This is a genomic window from Aerosakkonema sp. BLCC-F183, assembly GCF_041929145.1.
GTDB lineage: Bacteria > Cyanobacteriota > Cyanobacteriia > Cyanobacteriales > Aerosakkonemataceae > Aerosakkonema.
Genome location: NZ_JBHFNU010000088.1, coordinates 24,103 through 41,233 on the forward strand (window position 1 = coordinate 24,103; position 17,131 = coordinate 41,233).

The 17,131-nt window shown below is 46.8% G+C and carries 14 protein-coding genes and 1 pseudogene; 14 read left to right on the forward strand and 1 reads right to left on the reverse strand.

Annotated elements, in window-relative coordinates:
* Positions 1-281: 281 nt before the first annotated feature.
* The 8 genes from ACE1CD_RS26720 to ACE1CD_RS26755 all read left to right on the forward strand — a co-directional run bounded on the left by ACE1CD_RS26720 (position 282) and on the right by ACE1CD_RS26755 (position 8,428).
* Positions 282-1,439, forward strand: coding sequence for a DUF58 domain-containing protein (locus ACE1CD_RS26720; RefSeq protein WP_374826790.1), 1,158 nt, complete (start codon positions 282-284; stop codon positions 1,437-1,439).
* Between the two features lie 263 nt (positions 1,440-1,702).
* Positions 1,703-2,068, forward strand: coding sequence for a ferredoxin thioredoxin reductase catalytic beta subunit (locus ACE1CD_RS26725; protein ID WP_374826791.1), 366 nt, complete (start codon positions 1,703-1,705; stop codon positions 2,066-2,068).
* Positions 2,065-2,487: a DUF309 domain-containing protein gene (locus tag ACE1CD_RS26730; RefSeq protein ID WP_374826792.1), complete on the forward strand. Its 423-nt coding sequence runs from the start codon at positions 2,065-2,067 to the stop codon at positions 2,485-2,487. The genes ACE1CD_RS26725 and ACE1CD_RS26730 overlap by 4 nt, the downstream gene beginning before the upstream one ends.
* A 194-nt stretch (positions 2,488-2,681) precedes the next feature.
* Complete coding sequence (locus tag ACE1CD_RS26735; RefSeq protein WP_374826793.1) at positions 2,682-4,082, forward strand: hypothetical protein; 1,401 nt, start codon at positions 2,682-2,684, stop codon at positions 4,080-4,082.
* A gap of 250 nt (positions 4,083-4,332) precedes the next feature.
* A complete protein-coding gene (locus tag ACE1CD_RS26740; protein ID WP_374826794.1) occupies positions 4,333-4,818 on the forward strand; it encodes an LptA/OstA family protein in 486 nt (161 codons plus the stop codon).
* 93 nt (positions 4,819-4,911) lie between these two features.
* Positions 4,912-5,640 (forward strand): LPS export ABC transporter ATP-binding protein, encoded by a 729-nt coding sequence (gene lptB, locus ACE1CD_RS26745; RefSeq protein WP_374789319.1) that lies wholly within the window; start codon positions 4,912-4,914, stop codon positions 5,638-5,640.
* Between the two features lie 240 nt (positions 5,641-5,880).
* Entirely contained in the window at positions 5,881-7,050 is a 1,170-nt protein-coding gene (locus tag ACE1CD_RS26750; RefSeq protein WP_374789318.1) for an LptF/LptG family permease, read from the forward strand.
* Positions 7,051-7,192: 142 nt separating this feature from the next.
* Positions 7,193-8,428, forward strand: a complete 1,236-nt coding sequence (locus tag ACE1CD_RS26755; protein WP_374789317.1) for a hypothetical protein — start codon at positions 7,193-7,195, stop codon at positions 8,426-8,428.
* Between the two features lie 112 nt (positions 8,429-8,540).
* Here the strand turns inward: ACE1CD_RS26755 and ACE1CD_RS26760 are convergent, their stop codons facing one another.
* Complete coding sequence (locus ACE1CD_RS26760) at positions 8,541-9,965, reverse strand: NADP-dependent isocitrate dehydrogenase (protein ID WP_374794866.1); 1,425 nt, start codon at positions 9,963-9,965, stop codon at positions 8,541-8,543.
* A 449-nt stretch (positions 9,966-10,414) separates the two neighbouring features.
* Here ACE1CD_RS26760 and ACE1CD_RS26765 point away from each other — a divergent pair, with 449 nt between their 5' ends.
* The 6 genes and pseudogenes from ACE1CD_RS26765 to ACE1CD_RS26790 all read left to right on the forward strand — a co-directional run bounded on the left by ACE1CD_RS26765 (position 10,415) and on the right by ACE1CD_RS26790 (position 16,484).
* Entirely contained in the window at positions 10,415-11,086 is a 672-nt protein-coding gene (locus ACE1CD_RS26765; RefSeq protein ID WP_374794867.1) for a response regulator transcription factor, read from the forward strand.
* Between the two features lie 386 nt (positions 11,087-11,472).
* Positions 11,473-12,174 carry an RNA-guided endonuclease InsQ/TnpB family protein gene (locus tag ACE1CD_RS26770; protein ID WP_374794868.1) on the forward strand — a complete coding sequence of 234 codons (702 nt, stop codon included), beginning with the start codon at positions 11,473-11,475 and terminating at the stop codon, positions 12,172-12,174.
* An 8-nt stretch (positions 12,175-12,182) separates the two neighbouring features.
* Positions 12,183-12,677 carry an adenylyltransferase/cytidyltransferase family protein gene (locus tag ACE1CD_RS26775; RefSeq protein WP_374826795.1) on the forward strand — a complete coding sequence of 165 codons (495 nt, stop codon included), beginning with the start codon at positions 12,183-12,185 and terminating at the stop codon, positions 12,675-12,677.
* Between the two features lie 173 nt (positions 12,678-12,850).
* Positions 12,851-13,321: pseudogene (locus ACE1CD_RS26780) on the forward strand (GUN4 domain-containing protein); the annotation flags it as partial.
* Positions 13,322-13,465: 144 nt separating this feature from the next.
* Complete coding sequence (locus ACE1CD_RS26785) at positions 13,466-14,959, forward strand: GAF domain-containing protein (protein ID WP_374826796.1); 1,494 nt, start codon at positions 13,466-13,468, stop codon at positions 14,957-14,959.
* Positions 14,960-15,044: 85 nt separating this feature from the next.
* Positions 15,045-16,484 carry an IctB family putative bicarbonate transporter gene (locus ACE1CD_RS26790; protein ID WP_374826797.1) on the forward strand — a complete coding sequence of 480 codons (1,440 nt, stop codon included), beginning with the start codon at positions 15,045-15,047 and terminating at the stop codon, positions 16,482-16,484.
* The last annotated feature ends 647 nt before the right edge of the window (positions 16,485-17,131 follow it).

Here is a 17,131-nt window from a genome sequence, read left to right on the forward strand (position 1 = left end):
ACGCTGAAACGAATAACGTCAAAGGGGGTTAGGGGTTAGGGGTTAGGGGTTAGGGACTAGGGGTTAGGGGTTAGAGGACAGGGTACAGGGGAGAGGGAGGACTTTTGACTTTTGACTTTTGACTTTTGACTTTTGACTTTTGACTTTTGACTTCCCATGCCCCTATTCCGTAAATATACTTAAATTCTATGTTTACCCAAACAAACTTGTGGGAAATTACTTAATATTTAGAGAAACTTTACAAATTTTTTCAATGTTTACGCATAAATTAGAGAGCATTTATGAGCATGGTGCATCGATTTGCCAATTGGTTAGAAACCCACTGGGTTATCCCCGCTTACAGCGGTTGGGTTCTAGCCGCTTTTTCCATCTGCTTTTTAGCTTCGGCAATCAATACAATGGCTGGGTGGCTGTATGTAATTAGCGGCATCAGTTTTGCTTTATTGGGAATAGCAGCACTTTTGCCTGTGCGATCGCTCCGAGGAATTCGAGTGCAAAGGCGACCGATCGATCCAGTCAGTTCCGGCGATCGACTCACCATTGAATTAGAAATACAAAATCAGAGTAAAGACCCGAAAACACTGCTGCAATTTCAAGATATGATTCCCTTCGTACTCGGTCAGCCGATACAGAGAACGATCGAAACAATTGCCCCCCAAGAAACTTACCGCTGGATTTATTACCAACCCACTCAACAGCGCGGCGTTTATCGCTGGTACACAATGCAACTGAGAACCGCAACGCCATTAGGATTGTTTTGGTGTCGCCGCCACCGTCACGCCCCTGCCACAGCCATAGTCTACCCCACCGTATTGCCACTCGTCGCCTGTCCTCTGGTAGATGAAATGGGGCAAGAAGATAGCCCAGAATTTCACAGTCGCGATCGGCGATCCAACGCAGCCAACGAAAACATCACGCGATCGCTCAGACCCTACCGCTGGGGAGACCCCATCCGTCTCGTCCACTGGCGAACTAGCGCCCGTTACGGCCAATTGCGGGTACGCGAATTAGAAGTCTTTACAGGCGGTCAAGAAGTCGTTATCTGTCTCGACAGCGCCCATATCTGGCAACAACAAGATTTTGAACAAGCTGTAATAGCCGCCGCTTCTCTTTACTTCTACGCCGCACGGCGTCAGCTCAATACCCGACTCTGGACAGCCGACACCGGTTTATTGCAAGGCTACCGCGTTGTTCTGGAAGCTTTGGCATCCGTTAACCCCGGCGAAGAACCCAGCAAAAGTGGCCCACCAAACCGGCCTTTAATTTGGCTCACTCAAAATCCTTTAAGTATAAATACGCTTCCCGCCGCTAGTCGTTGGGTGCTATGGCCTTCAGCATCGCCAACAGAACAAAAAAACTTACTCACCAGAGAACATTCCGGCATCTTAATCAACCCCGAACAACCACTGCACAGTCAACTGCAATCCCCCCTCAGATAGAAAGTCAAAAGGAGCAGGGGAGCGGGGAGTGGGGGAGTGGGGGAGTGGGGGAGTGGGGGAGTGGGGGAGTGGGGGAGTGGGGGAGTGGGGGAGTGGAAGAATTAATATTTTCCCCTCTTCCCTCTCCCCTTTCCTCTTCCCGACGCCCGACGCCCGACGCCCGACGCCCTAACCCCTAACCCCTAACCCCTAGTCCCTCTGCTAACCCCTACGGTAGAATCTAACAATGTCAGCTGACCTAGAGAGAAGAGAACGCGATCGCAATGCAATCAACAGAAAACGAAACTAAATCCACCGACAAAAACCTAGAGGCAATGCGGCAGTTTTCCGAACAGTACGCCAAACGCACTGGAACATACTTCTGCGTTGACCCCTCAGTAACTGCCGTCGTTATTGAAGGACTCGCCAAACACAAAGATGACTTGGGATCGCCTCTGTGTCCCTGTCGCCATTACGAAGACAAAGAAGCAGAAGTAAATGCCGCTTTCTGGAACTGCCCTTGCGTCCCCATGCGCGAACGCAAAGAATGCCACTGTATGCTGTTTCTCACCGCAGATAACGATTTTGCCGGTGATAAGCAGGAAATTTCCTTAGAGGAAATCAAAGCTGTACGAGATAATATGGGATGATGGAAGCAGTGCCTCAAGAATTCTGGCAAGGCGTAGAGCAGTTTAACAACAAAGATTACTACGCCTGTCACGATACCCTAGAGGCTCTGTGGATGGAGTCAACAGAGCCACAAAAAACTTTCTATCAGGGGATTTTGCAAATTGCTGTTGCCTTATATCACCTTGGTAATCATAACTGGCGCGGTGCGGTAATTTTGTTAGGAGAAGGTATCAATCGATTGCGGTATTACCAACCAACTTATGCCGAGATCGACGTTGAACAATTCTCGATCGAGAGTCAGCAACTCTTGACGGCGCTGCAACAAGCAGGCCCAGAAAAAGTAGCTGAATTTGTGCAACAATTTCAGACATCTGACACTTACATAGATAGTAACCGCACTTTACAATTACCAAAAATAGTCAGAGTTGCTCTACAGTAAGCGATCGCCATCAACCAAAAACTTATTTCTAATCTTTGAACGCGCCTAAAACCTTCAGGGTTGCTTTGAAAAAAAGAAGGTAACAGACCCAGATTTGGTATACACCAAATCTGGGGAAAATCTGGGCTCTCAAAAATCAGTAAATTCAATTAACTTAATTCAACAAAACTTTTCACCTTAATCAGGAGAAACTTATGGCCATTTCCATTTTAGGCTCCAAGTTTATGAAGAGTAAGTTTTTTCCCAATTCTTCTACTGACACTTCTTCAGTCAATTTTAATATTTGGGGTGATGGTTCGATCGACCCTTCGGGGCGTATCAATACTGACGAAGCAACCTATGTCATCATACATGGCTGGCGCAACACTGGTGGCAACGCAGGCAATAACTACACACCTACCGACTGGATGGCAGGGCAAGCTCAAACCATTCGCCAGCGAGAATCTAACGCTAATATCATTTTGGTAGACTGGGAAGCACTCGCAAGTAACTCCTTCTATTTCCCTTCTGCTAACAATACGGATGATGTTGGCAATCACCTAGCTGCTTACTTGAAAAATAGCGGTGTAGATCCTAATTACACCACCTTAATCGGACATAGCCTGGGAGCGCACGTTGCTGGATTTGCTGGCTCTGCTTATCGTCAATCGACCGGAAGTTCTATTTCCCAAATTGTCGGATTAGATCCTGCTGGCCCTGGCTTTGAAAAAAAAGGTGCAGACGATCGCTTAGATCCAACAGACGCTACTCGCGTTGTAGCTTTACATACCAGTGTGCTTGCGGGTTTCAACGATCCGCTGGCTACTCTAGATGTGTACGCTAACAAAAAGAACTTAAACCAGCCCGGACAGTTCGGCCCTAGTGAAAACCATAGCTATGCTCATATCCTCTTCGCGGAATTGCTCCAAGGCAACAGTTTTACCCAGCCTAATAGCTCTCTCCTGAATCTGAACACAGTAGTCAACGCGGCATTTATTGGAGAGAACAACGCTACCACTAAAAACAATAAAACCGTTGTTGCCCTCAACTTATCGGGTACTGGCAACAACGATAACCTAGCAGGTGGCGCAGCCGACGATACCATTAGTGGCGGTGCGGCAAATGACAAAATTAGTGGTGGGGATGGCAACGATTTGCTCTTAGGGGATAGTGACAGCGATATCCTTAATGGCGGACGCGGTAATGATTCTGTTTTCGGCGGTACTGGAGGCGATCGCGTATTTGGAGATGTAGGCGACGATATACTGACAGGAGCGGATGCAGCAGTAGGAAGAGGTTTTGGCGAAATCGATCCCTTGACTGGTGGTGTTGGGAGCGATCGCTTTGTCCTGGGCGCTATTGAAGCAACCTTCTACAGCGATGGTAATATTAGCAGTTCCGGTATCGGGGACTACGCCCTAATTACTGACTTCAATGCCTTGGAAGACACGATCCAACTGTCCGGCTCCAAGTCGAGTTACAGTCTGGGAGAGTCACCGACCGGTTTAGCTGCGGGTACAGCCATCTTCCTGAATGAAAGTCTTCCCGAACTGATTGCGATCGTTCAAGGTTCCACCAGCCTCAGTCTCAGCGCCAACTACTTCGTAACTGTCTAGAAAATTGGTTTGGTAGAAGGCACGATCGTTACTTACCGAAAAACTGGAATTTTTTATATTTTATGAGGTATGTGGTGATTTCCACATACCTTATTAATGGCTAATCGCATTTGGCAGCATCATCCCACGTAATTTATCGATTCGCGGTTGACAGGACAGGTTAAACTACCTAGAGAACTATAGCAATAACTTTTCAGTCATAACTATTGTCCCCCAGACAAATCAACTTCCTCAGCTTGCACGATACATGATGCCTGCCGCTCGATTACCTGAATTCTGGTTGCGTCGCCTTGGGATAGTCTTAACGGTTCCAGCTGCTTTAATAATAAGTGCGATCGCCCTTTTCCCCCAACCTCAAAGCGCCAAAGCCCAAAACCCCGGTGACGGTCGCGCCCTCACCGTTCGCGCCGACATTCAAGAAGCCAATCAACAAACTGGAGTGGTAACAGCACGGGGTAACGTGCAACTTTTCTACCCCGCCCGCCAAATTCAGGCTACAGCCGCCCAAGCCCAATACTTCACCAAAGAACGCCGCATCGTACTCACCGGCAACGTTTATATATTGCAGCAAGGCAACAGCATTCGCGGTGAGCAAGTCGTCTATCTTATCGATGAAGGTCGATTTATCGCTCAACCTCAACCCAATCGGCAAGTAGAATCGATTTATATTATTAGCGACCCCAACCCTTCCACCCAATTGCCAGGGACATCTGCGCCCAGACCCCCCCAAAGATAACCATCCCACTTTGGCTAGCGATAACTTTTGCGATCGAGTGCTAAAATCAAGACCAATTTTCCGACCCAGCACCACTGAGGGGGAGAGTGTAGCGTGAAAATTGTCTTGGAAAATATTCACAAGTATTATGGCAAGCGAGCGATCGTCAATCGCGTCAACCTCTCCGTTGCTAGAGGGGAAGTAGTGGGATTGCTGGGGCCCAACGGTGCGGGTAAAACGACAACATTTTATATCGCCACAGGTCTAGACAAACCAAATCAGGGTAAAGTTTGGCTCGACGACCTGGACATCACCGAAATGCCAATGCACCGACGCGCAAATTTGGGTATTGGTTATCTCGCTCAAGAAGCCAGCATTTTTCGCAACCTCAGCGTGCGGGAAAATATTCTCTTAGTTCTAGAGCAAACCCAAGTGCCTCGAAGAGAGCGCCAGCAGCGTCTGGAAGAATTATTGCAAGAATTTCGCTTGGAAAGAGTTGCCTACACCAAAGGAATACAAGTTTCTGGGGGAGAGAGAAGGCGAACCGAACTGGCAAGAGCCTTGGCATCTGGGCGAGAAGGGCCAAAATTTTTGTTTTTGGACGAACCCTTCGCCGGTGTTGACCCGATAGCTGTAGCAGAAATTCAGGAAATGGTGGCCCAATTGCGCGATCGGCAAATGGGAATCTTAATTACAGATCACAACGTCCGCGAAACTTTGGCAATCACAGACCGAGCCTACATCATGCGAGATGGGCAAATCCTCGCCTCTGGCAGTGCCGACGAACTCTACAACAATCCGCTTGTGCGGCAGTACTACCTCGGCGATAACTTTCAAATATAGCAGGAAGTCAAAAGTCAAAAGTCAAAAGTCAAAAAAAAGGGGCTAGGGCTAGGGCGTCGGGGATAGGGAAGAGGGAAGAGGGAGAGGGAAGAGGGATTAGGGAAAATACTAATTCTTCTGCACCCCTGCACCCCTGCACCCCCGCTCCCCCACTCCCCCACTCCCCCGCTCCCCCTCTTCCTTCTTCCCTAACCCCTAACCCCTAATCCCGACGCCCTAGCCCTATACCCTTCCTAAATTATGAAAATCGTCACTCAATATTTCAATCCATTCAGATCGCTAACTTTCGGTACGTCAATCATGGATCGCTACCTGATCGGCGAACTGATACCACCATTTTTGTTTGGCTCGGCGCTTTTTTCATCTGTAGCAGTGGCGATCGGCTCTCTCGATCTGGTTCGGAAAGTTACAGAAGCAGGGTTACCGCTGTCCACTGCGTTAAAAGTTTTTGTGTTAAAAATGCCCTTCTTCATCGCTTTTTCCTTACCGGCATCAATGTTGCTTGCCACCTTACTAGCTTACAGTCGTCTTTCCAGCGACAGCGAACTAATTGCACTACGCAGCTGTGGTGTGAGCGCCTATCGGCTGATTTTGCCGGCCATATTTATGAGTTTTGCTGTCACGGGCATCGCCTTTACTTTTAACGAATTGGTTGTACCCGCAGCTAATTACCAAGCGGAGTTAACTCTAGATATAGCTCTGAAACAGGACAGGAAAGATTTTCAGGAAAACAACATTATTTATCCAGAATTTGGCGAAGTAGAACAACCTAATGGCGAAAAATTAGAAGTATTGAAACGCTTATTTTATGCCGAACAGTTTGATGGCGAAGTAATGAAAAATATTACCATCGTAGACCGCTCTCGTACCGGAGTTAATCAAATTGTCGTGTCGGAATCTGCTAAGTGGAATACAGTAGAAAACACCTGGGATTTTTTCAACGGCACTATCTATCTCATATCTCCTGATAGTTCCTATCGCAATATTTTGCGGTTTGAACATCACCAATTGCAACTACCCCGCGCTCCCCTAGATTTTGCTAGAAAAAGACGAAAAGCTGACGAAATGAACATCGCACAAGTTCAAGAACAAATAAAGTTAATCGAACCTAGCGGTGACTACAAGGAAATCCGCAAATTGAATATCCGCCTCCAACAAAAAATAGCCTTACCTTTTGCTTGCCTAGTGTTCGGCTTGGTAGGCGCAGTTATGGGAACCAGACCGCAAAGGACGAACAGAGCGACAGGATTTGGCATCAGCGTATTGATTATTTTTGCTTACTACTTGTTGCGGACGATGGGCGACGCTCTGGGGATGAGCGGCTTTCTATCACCTTGGATGGCAGCTTGGTTACCCAACTTGTTCGGGTTGGGAATGGGCACTTGGCTGCTGTTGCGGATCTCTCGCTAACAAAAGTTTGGGACAGGAAATACCGATCGTCAATTTGGAGAGCAAAATTTTTGCAAAAATGAGAGAGTATTACCTGCGATCGAAGCTATCCTAGCGGTAAAAGCATTCACCTACTCGTGCCAAGTTAAGCGGCACTCCTGCTATGTCATCTTCTCATCGGCCCCCGGCTTCGCTCCGCTATTTGAAAGCTAGGCTACGCCCTTTAACCCAGCCTATAGTTTGGGTGACGATCGCATTTCTATCTCTGGTCGGTTTCTTTACTTGGGCCTACTTCAACCACCCTGAGTGGCTAGCCCTTAACCAGGAAGCAGAAACTCCAACTCCCAGCAATGCCACTGCCGAGGATCAAACTCTTTCTGATGAAGACAAAGCAATTGGGGTTGACATTGATAATCTTTCTGTGCTAAAGAAGGAGATTAGTGATTCTGAGCCTCTCCAACTTACTCCAGAAGAAGACCAAACAGAGCTGGGCTTATTTGATGAGTTTATGAAACAGAAAGAAGCGGCTATTAATGCCGAAAAATCATCTGACTCATCGGCGACAGAGAAGTTAACAGCACAGCCTACAACTGCCAATCCCTTTGCCCTCAAGTCAGAATCTAGCTCAAACAGCAGCACAGTTGTTTCCGGAAATTCTTTTACTCCCCCATCTTCTAACTTAGGCGTAGGCAGCGCAGCGAATTCTGCCAAAAACCTGAATTTGCCAACCACCTCGAATCAAAATGCCACTTTACCGTCAGTGAGTCCGTTACAATCAGCATTAGACCGTTTGGGTAATGGCAGTAAATCATCTATTCCAACTCCGGCTGGGGTATCCGTGAGCCCCTTACAATCAGCATTAGACCGCCAGGGAACAGGCAGCAAATCAACTATCCAAAATCCTTTGCAGTCAGGATTGGACACCGCAGAGGCAAGCAGTAAAACCGGCGCAACCTCGCCATCTCAAGCATCGCCAGATAATTTAGGTCAAAACGCCACAGTCAAGCAAACACTTACACAACCAACTTCTTCTTATCCCGGTGCAACTGGTTACTCATCTGTCCCAGGACAAGGCTATGGGCAAGTATCGCCCGTTCCCGGTGCAACTTCTTCCAATTCTTATACATACTTGAACCCACCCCAAGCATTACCGGGCGTACCCTCAGCGGTACAGGTAAATCCCAGTCTGGCACCCGCAACACCCAGCAATTTTGGGCAATCTCCATTCCAGAATACTGCCCCGGCAAACGGCTTCTCTAACCCAGGATTTAACTCTAATTCGGGCAATTCCGTTACTCAACCGTCTCAATTGCAGCAGTCGCAGAATTTTTCCGTCCCCCGTTCAATTCCAGGGAGACACATCGGTGGGGGAGAGATAAATTCGTTCTCAAATCCTTAAGTGGGAAAGCCAAAAGTCAAAAGTCAAAAGTCAAAAGTCAAAAGTAGGAATTTCTTCGCTCTTCTTTTTTAATTTTAACTTTTGACTTTTGACTTCCTTTTTACCGACTTCCTTATTTAAAGTGTTTAATCACTGCTTCGGCAAATTCAGAACACTTCAGGGGCGGCTCTACAGGGGGTTCCATCAATCGAGCTAAGTCGTATGTTACCTCGCGCTTGGCGATCGCATCCCCAATACCCTTTTTGATTAAGTCAGCTGCTTCTTGCCAACCCATGTACTCCAGCATCATAACGGCGGATAGAATTAGCGAACCTGGGTTAATTCGATCCAAACCGGCGTGTTTCGGTGCTGTGCCGTGAGTCGCCTCAAAAATCGCACACTCGTCACCGATATTAGCTCCAGGGCCCATACCCAGACCACCGACAATAGCAGCTGCGGCATCGGATAAATAATCGCCATTGAGGTTCATGGTAGCTAGGATGGAGTACTCATCCGGGCGGGTCTGAATTTGTTGGAAAATGCTATCGGCGATGCGATCGTTCACCATTATCTTATTTTTCCACTGTCCGTTCCCGTGAGTTTCCCAAATAGAGTTAAGCACATTTTCTACTTCCCGGCAGATGCCAGCTTGCTTTTCCGGCGTTAAAGCGTCGTACCCAGGCTCGATTTGACGGGCATTTTCTTCCAGAGAAATATCGGCTTTCTTCTCCTTGTTACTGAGAATCCAGGATTCCCGTTCGGTTACGCACTCAGCTCGAAATTCCGCAGTTGCTAACTCGTAACCCCAATCGCGAAACGCACCTTCGGTGTATTTCATAATATTGCCCTTATGCACCAAAGTCACCATCTGCTTATGCTTGGGCAATCGTAAGGCGTGCTTGATCGCACGGCGGACAAGGCGCTGAGAACCTGTTTTGCTGATGGGTTTGATCCCGATACCGGAGTCGAGGGGAATCTGTTTTTTGCCGTGTTCCGGAGTAGCTGGGATCAGTTCGTCATTGAGCAAGTGAATCAGTTTATCACCAATCTCGCTACCTTGCCGCCATTCAATACCCAGGTAAATATCTTCTGTATTTTCCCGATAAACGATGACGTCCAGTTTTTCTGGATTTTTGTGGGGTGAGGGAGTACCTGCATAGTATCGACAGGGACGGATACAAGCATAAAGGTCAAAGATTTGTCGCAATGCCACGTTTAAAGAACGAATCCCACCCCCAATCGGGGTTGTCAGTGGGCCTTTGATGGCAATACCGTATTCTTTAATAGCCTGGAGGGTGTCTTGAGGCAAATACTGATAAGTACCGTACTTTTCACAGGCTTCATCGCCAGCATATACTTTAAACCAACTGATTTGACGCTTGCCACCATAGGCAAATTGGACAGCGGCGTCGATCGTCTTTTGAGTGGCAGGCCAAATATCCACGCCTGTCCCGTCTCCGCGAATATAGGGAATAATTGGGTTATCGGGAACAATGGGTTCGCCGTTTTGGAAGGAGATCTTAGACCCTGTTTCGGGAGGAGTTATCTGTTCGTACATACTGGTAGCAGCTCCTGATAGCTAGGCGGCGGCAATAATAAGGTAAAATTTTAATCTTGCCAGTAAGCCTTATCAAGCTATCAGATATTTTGCGCTATAGCAGCTCGGTATAAACTTTTTTGCAAATAAATCTAGCTGCATATAGTTAAAGGGAAACGGATAGGCCATCGGTGTATTATTTTGGCGATCGCAACTGCTTTAGGCTCTAGCCATGTTGCTGGGGAGCATCTCTCATCAGCAAAGGCTCGTTGGGCAAAGTAAATTTGGTTCGAGTATTTTGCTGAAAATATGGTAGGAATACGGAGAATCCGCGCACAAAACTGCTTAACTCGCGATTTTGTCACCTTTTTTTGGCCAGCGCTCGGTCAGAGGGTCTGGTTGCCAAAAGGTGAAACAACCGCTCCTATAGCTTTTAACCGACAAGGGGATGTGGTTTCTCGGAGGTCTTGATGAAGCGCATTTTGGTCGTGGATGACGATAAAACCTTATGCACCGTATTGTCCGACTATCTGGAAAAACAAGGATACGTAGTGGAAAATGCCGATTCCGCTGAGCAAGGGTTGGCAGCTTTTGCCAAAAATCCCCCCGATTTGGTCATTTCTGATATTATGATGCCGGGAATGGATGGGTTTGAATTTTGCCGTCGCCTGCGAGCCACCCGTGAGGGTCAATTGCTGCCGTTTATTTTTTTGTCAGCTCTGGGTCAGATAGATTGTCGGGTGGAAGGCCATTCGATCGGGGCGGATGATTATTTGCTCAAACCGTTTCACCCACGGGAATTAGTGGCCAAAATAGAAGCGCAGCTAGAACGATCGCGTCGCATCCATGCAGAAATTGTGCGGTTGATGCAACGATCTACCAATTTGACCGCGCACCAAACACCTACACCCCCTCCCCTACCTCTGACACCAGCAGAGGAAAGAGTATTCTGGGAAGCGGTTAGGGGTTTTACCAACAAACAAATCAGCGAACGCCTGTTTATCAGTCCCCGTACAGTCCAGAGTCATCTGAGAAATATTTTTAACAAACTTGAAATAGAAAATCGCTCCCAACTGGTTCGCTTTGCCTTTGAAGTGGGATACCAACCTCCAACAGATAGCCAGTGTGCTTCGGACAGTTAAAGCTGCGGAAGCTCAAGAGGTATGGCTGTAGGCAAAGCGGTCACCCGATGAGATGATTTTGGATGAGAGGATTTTCGATTGGCTGTGCCTTCAATATTGGAGAGACGTTTCATGAAACATCTCTCCAATATTGGCAAAAATTTTTTGATGATTCCTCTGGAAATGGGAAGCTGGAAACTTCTTTTTTTCAGTCATAATGATAATCGTTAAAAGTTTAGCTTGAACCGCAAGAAGCTTCACATCTCACCTAATAGGGGAGTGTGAGATGAATTCGGGTGAGTTGACGGCAGTCTCCCGACCGATGCGACTTCCTCTTAGTCGGGAAACAGGTCGGAAACGAACAATTTCCGTGTTATACTTACTGGGAAACCTCTGTTTACTCTAATATGTTAAGAGTTGTCAAAGTCAGGCTACAACCAAGCACTCAACAGCAACAGTCACTAGCACAAGTTTTTGGCTCTTGTCGCTGGCTATGGAATTATTGCCTGAATTTGATGAATCAAACATATAAAAAGATTGGTAAAGGGTTATCTGGGTATGAAGTTAAAAAGCTAATTCCGCAGTTAAAAAAAGAGCATGAGTGGTTAAATTTAACCTATTCACAGTGCTGGCAGCAGGTCTGCTTAAACTTGGGAGTGGCATTTAATAACTTATTTGAAAAACCAGCTAAATTCCCTAGATTGAAATCAAAGTATGGTAAGCAGTCAATCCAAAAAAATCCAAATGTAAAGGTTGCAAACAAGTATTTAATAATTCCAAAAATCGGAAAAAAATCGGCAATTATTCATAGAGCTATTCAGGGAAAAATCAGGACTGTAACTATATCCAAGAATTGCTGGAATCATTACTTTACGGTAATTATTTTTGACGATGAAAAAGACAAACCTTCCACAAGTGCAGAAGGTAAGGCAGTCGGTATTGACCGGGGGTGGACTGACTTTGCTGTTACTAGCGATGTGACCTCTGGAACGGGGGAGCAAGCCTGTTGTCCAGATGTAAGACGCCGTAGGGGACGACGCCAGAAATCCACTCCGGTGCTTTCTGTTGGTCAGTCAGCCTACACCCTACCGTTAGGTCAGTGTGGGTAGTTCGCGATATGATTACCGATCTATACAGCTTAACCGAACTGGAGGAGGCGATCGCTATTGCCCCAGCGCAATGGCGACCATTGGTATTTACCAATGGCTGCTTTGACCTACTCCATGTCGGACACCTGCGGTATTTACGGGTAGCAAAATCCTTGGGGCGATCGCTGATTGTGGGGTTAAATAGCGATGTGTCTGTGCGAACCATCAAACCGCATCCGACAGGATGGCCACAGCGACCCATTATCCCAGACATACAGAGGGCCGAATTATTAGCTGCCCTCAAGCCAGTCGATGGGGTAGTGATTTTTTCCCAAACCACAGCCGCTCAAGTTATAGATAGGCTCAAACCAGAAATTTACGTAAAAGGGGGAGACTACCGAATCGAAACGCTGCCCGAAGCACCGATTGTTCAAGCCTATGGAGGCAGGATCGAGTTAGTCAGAATAGAAATACCTACTTCTACCAGTGGTATAATCGATCGCATTTTGCAGACAGCTAGGTGAAAAGTTTGCAAAACCAGAGTGATACTCAACTGGACTAACGGCGATACTTGTGAAAATTCCTTTGTGCTAATAGTTAATCGGTAATGGGTAATCGGGAATGAAGAAACCAAAAACAAAAGTCACCGACGATCGCAGACCAATAACCAATGACCAATAACCAATTAGCAATGAACACCAGTATCGTACCGTTGATTTCAGAGCGCAACATAGATTACACTCCCCTGCAACAACTGCTGGCGCAGCAAGATTTTCAAGCAGCCGATCGCATGACGCTGCAATTGCTGTGCGAACTTGCAGGTGCGGCAGCAGTGCAAAGAAAATGGTTGTATTTTACTGAGGTAGAGAAGTTCCCCACATCAGATCTGCAAACCATTAACAACCTCTGGCTGGCTAATTCCGAAGGCAAGTTTGGCTATGGAGTGCAACGGGAAATTTGGCTGAGTTTGGGCAAAAATTGGGAAAAATTCTGGCCCAAAATCGGCTGGAAGAATGGCAATAACTGGACGCGATATCCCCACGAGTTTATCTGGGATCTGAGTGCCCCCAAAGGTCATCTACCCCTCTCGAATCAGTTACGAGGAGTGCGGGTCATCGCCTCCCTGCTGTCTCACCCTGCCTGGTCGAGTACATCTCTTTCTGGTTAATGGTAAAAATTCTCAAAAACTGATGATATTTCTCCATAACCTGTTCGTTGAGAATACAGTTAGGGAATTTTAAGGATAAGCTCTTTGTCTGCGGCAGCAGCTAGATAAATGATAAATTCAGCAAGTATAGGGGTAGCAGTTAGCATGGTAAACCCTGAAAACACTCTCTTTTATCGTCTCAACGGTTTGACACCTCAAGCGCGAGAACAACAGCGCCTTTTAGCTTTAACAGAGTCGGGACTGCTGGAAGCAGAGACAATCCCGATTTTCGATGAGGCAACTCAGACGGCTGCCCACTTTTTAGATGCCCCCATCTGCATTTTGGGCATCATGGACAAAGACCGTCAATGGTTCAAGTCATCTGTGGGTTTGTCCAGGTTAGGTTTGATGAATAAGCTGGCAACATCCCGTCAGCTATCGCGGCAGGAATCTCTGTGTACGCACGTAGTAGACTCTCATAAAGTTTTGGCGATCGGCGATACTACCGTTGAGCCGATTTTTGCCAAGAGTTTGTTAGTTCAGCACTATGGCATCCGCGCCTATTTGGGCGTGCCATTATTAACCTCTACCGGACATTGCCTGGGTACGCTTGCCGTGATGGAACGAGTGCCGCGTTCCTTTACTGACAGGGAAACAGAGTTTTTGGAACTCATGGCCCGCTGGATTATGAGCGAATTTGAGCGCAATCGTGCCCTCAAAGATAATGCCCCAGGGGTGTTGGTGAATCTCAACACGCAAATATCCTCTGGAAATTTAGGCAGCCAGCAACTCGCCACCAATCAAATTCAAGTCAAATTGCTGGGCCAACTGACTCAGGAACTGCGGACGCCTCTGACCTCAGTGATGGGAATGGCCAGCGTTTTGAGCCGCGAGATTTATGGCCCCCTAACTACCAAACAAAAAGAATATTTGGAGATTATTCAGCACAGCGGTCAGTACTTGCTGTCGCTGGTAAACGAAATATTGGCACTGGGATCGCTAAACCCCGATAATCCAAAACTGAATATTTCTGCTGTTGATATAGAAATGTTGTGCCAACAGGCGATCGCTACATTAGAAGAAGCAGCCAATCGTCGAGGGCAACAGATTCGTCTTTCCGTAGAGCCCGGAAATCGCATCTGGCAACTGGATAAGGAAAAAGTCCGCCAATTGCTTTATCACTTGGTATCAAGTGTGCTGCAAACGGCTGATGCTGGCAGTATTGTCCGCATTCATATCTCTCGTAAAGTAGAAGGGTTAAACATTGCCGTTTGGGTTTCTCACCCCTGGCTGGGAGATGGCCTTCCCCATCTGGAAGGGTACTTTTTCAATACGTCTCCATCTGTACCAACTTACTCGGAGCCCCGGTTTTACGATCGCGAAGATGAAAACCTCGAACAAGTATCATTCCTACCTGCTGAATCAGCCGAGAAGAGTAGCTTGAACAAATCTGAGGAAAAAGTTTTGGTTACTGCTGAGCAATCGGAAGATCTTGAGAATAATATAATCGATCGATCTTCTGAAAACTTGGGGCTGTTGCTCAGCTGTCATTTGGCTCAAATGCACGGCGGACAAATCTCAATCCAAGGCTCGCAAGAGTCTGGCTTTAGATATGTGGTGAGCTTGCCAACAATAACAGAAACTGATGTAAATATCTAAAAATTTTAGATTTTAGATTTTAGATGAAAATATAATCTAACATCTCAAATCCAAAATCTAAAATGGTTCACTAGAATAAAAATTCATGAACGCTGTTTGGCAACAATTAACACTATCTAATCTGCCGCTGTATCGGTGGCGCAATGCTAGTTATTTGTCCCGTTTGGTAGGTCTGCTGCAAGCTTGGCGACAAGGCAGCTGGTTGATGCGGTGGGCAGAACCTTTGGGCGCGTTGTTGGTAAGCTTGGTGTTTGCTCTGGCTCCCTTTGTATCCAACGATTTGATCGGCGTACTGTTGGTTGCTTGCGGTGCCTTTTGGGTGCTGCTGACTGTATCGGATGAGGTTGTCAGAGAAAGGGAGAGGGAAGAGGGAGAGGCAGTATTTTCTCTTCCCAAATTTACGCCTATTCATTTGCTGGTATTGCTTTATTGGGGCATTGCTGTGGTGGCGACAGCTTTGTCACCGGTAAAGGCTGCGGCGCTGACCGGTTTGGTGAAGCTGACCCTGTATCTGTTGCTGTTTGCTTTGATGGCGAGGATTTTGCGATCGCCTCGTCTGCGGTCTTGGTTAATTGCGCTATACTTGCACGTAGCTCTGATCGTCAGTGTCTACGGTCTGAGGCAGTCGTTTTTTGGCGCTACAGCACTGGCAACTTGGGTAGATCCGGAATCTCCTCTGGCTAAAACCACACGAGTCTACAGCTATCTGGGAAATCCGAATTTATTGGCAGGGTATCTGCTACCGGCAACTGCTTTGAGTTTGGCAGCTGTTTTTGCTTGGCGTGGCTGGGTCTGCAAAGCGTTAGCAACGACAATGTTTATCCTCAATTCAGCTTGTTTGATATTAACTTTCAGTCGGGGCGGCTGGATCGGTTTTGTCGTGCTGCTGTTTGTGTTTTTGTTGTTGTTGATTTATTGGTTAAGTATTCACTTACCTCCTTTTTGGCGCACTTGGTCTTTACCGATATTGCTAATAAGTTTGGCTGCCATATTAGGATTGGCAATAATATTTGTGGAACCGTTGCGCGATCGCGTTTTCAGTATGTTTGCGGGTCGCGAAGATAGCAGCAATAATTTTCGCATCAATGTGTGGGCGGCTGTGATGGAGATGATCCGCGATCGGCCCATTATCGGCATTGGCCCCGGCAACAATGCTTTTAACAAAATTTATCCTCTCTATATGCGTCCCCGCTACAGCGCTTTGAGTGCTTATTCTATTCTCCTAGAAGTCGCGGTGGAAGCCGGTTTGATTGGATTGGGTTGTTTCCTCTGGCTATTGTTGGTAACCTTTAACCAAGGTTGGGTACAATTGCGCCGTCTGCGGGAATTTGGTAGCCGGGAGGCATTTTGGTTGATAGCTGCGATCGCCAGTCTTTTAGGTATGCTAGCTCATGGTACTGTAGATACAGTTCTGTATCGTCCGGAAGCCAATACTCTCTGGTGGATGATGATAGCTTTGATCGCTAGTTATTACACTATTTATCAACCATCTCGGAGCGAAAATTTACCTCCACAAGACTTGTAGGGACGAAGCATTTGGGCTAGAGTTGGTAACTCTAGCCCAAGATTTTTTAACGAACCGCTTTCGACGCGAAGAACGCGAAGAGAAGATAAGAAATAGGGTACGTTGTTGCGCTTTAGCGCTAAAGCGCAACAACGTACCTTATAATTTACTCCAAGTTCTTCGCAATTTTGTCAATAACGAATCCGTAACCCTTGTATCCTTGTAGGTTGGGTTGAGGTACGAAACCCAACAAATGCGTTAGTTTCGCTTATTTAAAACCAATTATAGAGATATTGCACCCGCGCATTCACCCGCCTGCGAATCAATGAGCAGCGTCATAGCAAAACTCCACTCAAGTGGACTGAAAGAGTATCCAAAAAACCAATCAAAAACAGCCATCATCTGCATAACAAAAAATCTACATCTATAGCAGTTCGCGCTGGCGTATTTACAAACACTGAGTCAAATCTCTGTGGAGCTTCAGCGTACTTTATCGTAATGTGTAACTATACCAGCGCGAAGCGCTATACATCTGCGTTCATCCGCGTTCATCTGCATTCATCTGCGGTAAAAAATATCCAAACTTTGCATAAGGTCAGAAACCGGGGTTTTCCCCATTAACCCCACGCCAAAACCTAGAGCGCCAGTCCAGTAAAAGAGGTTGACAA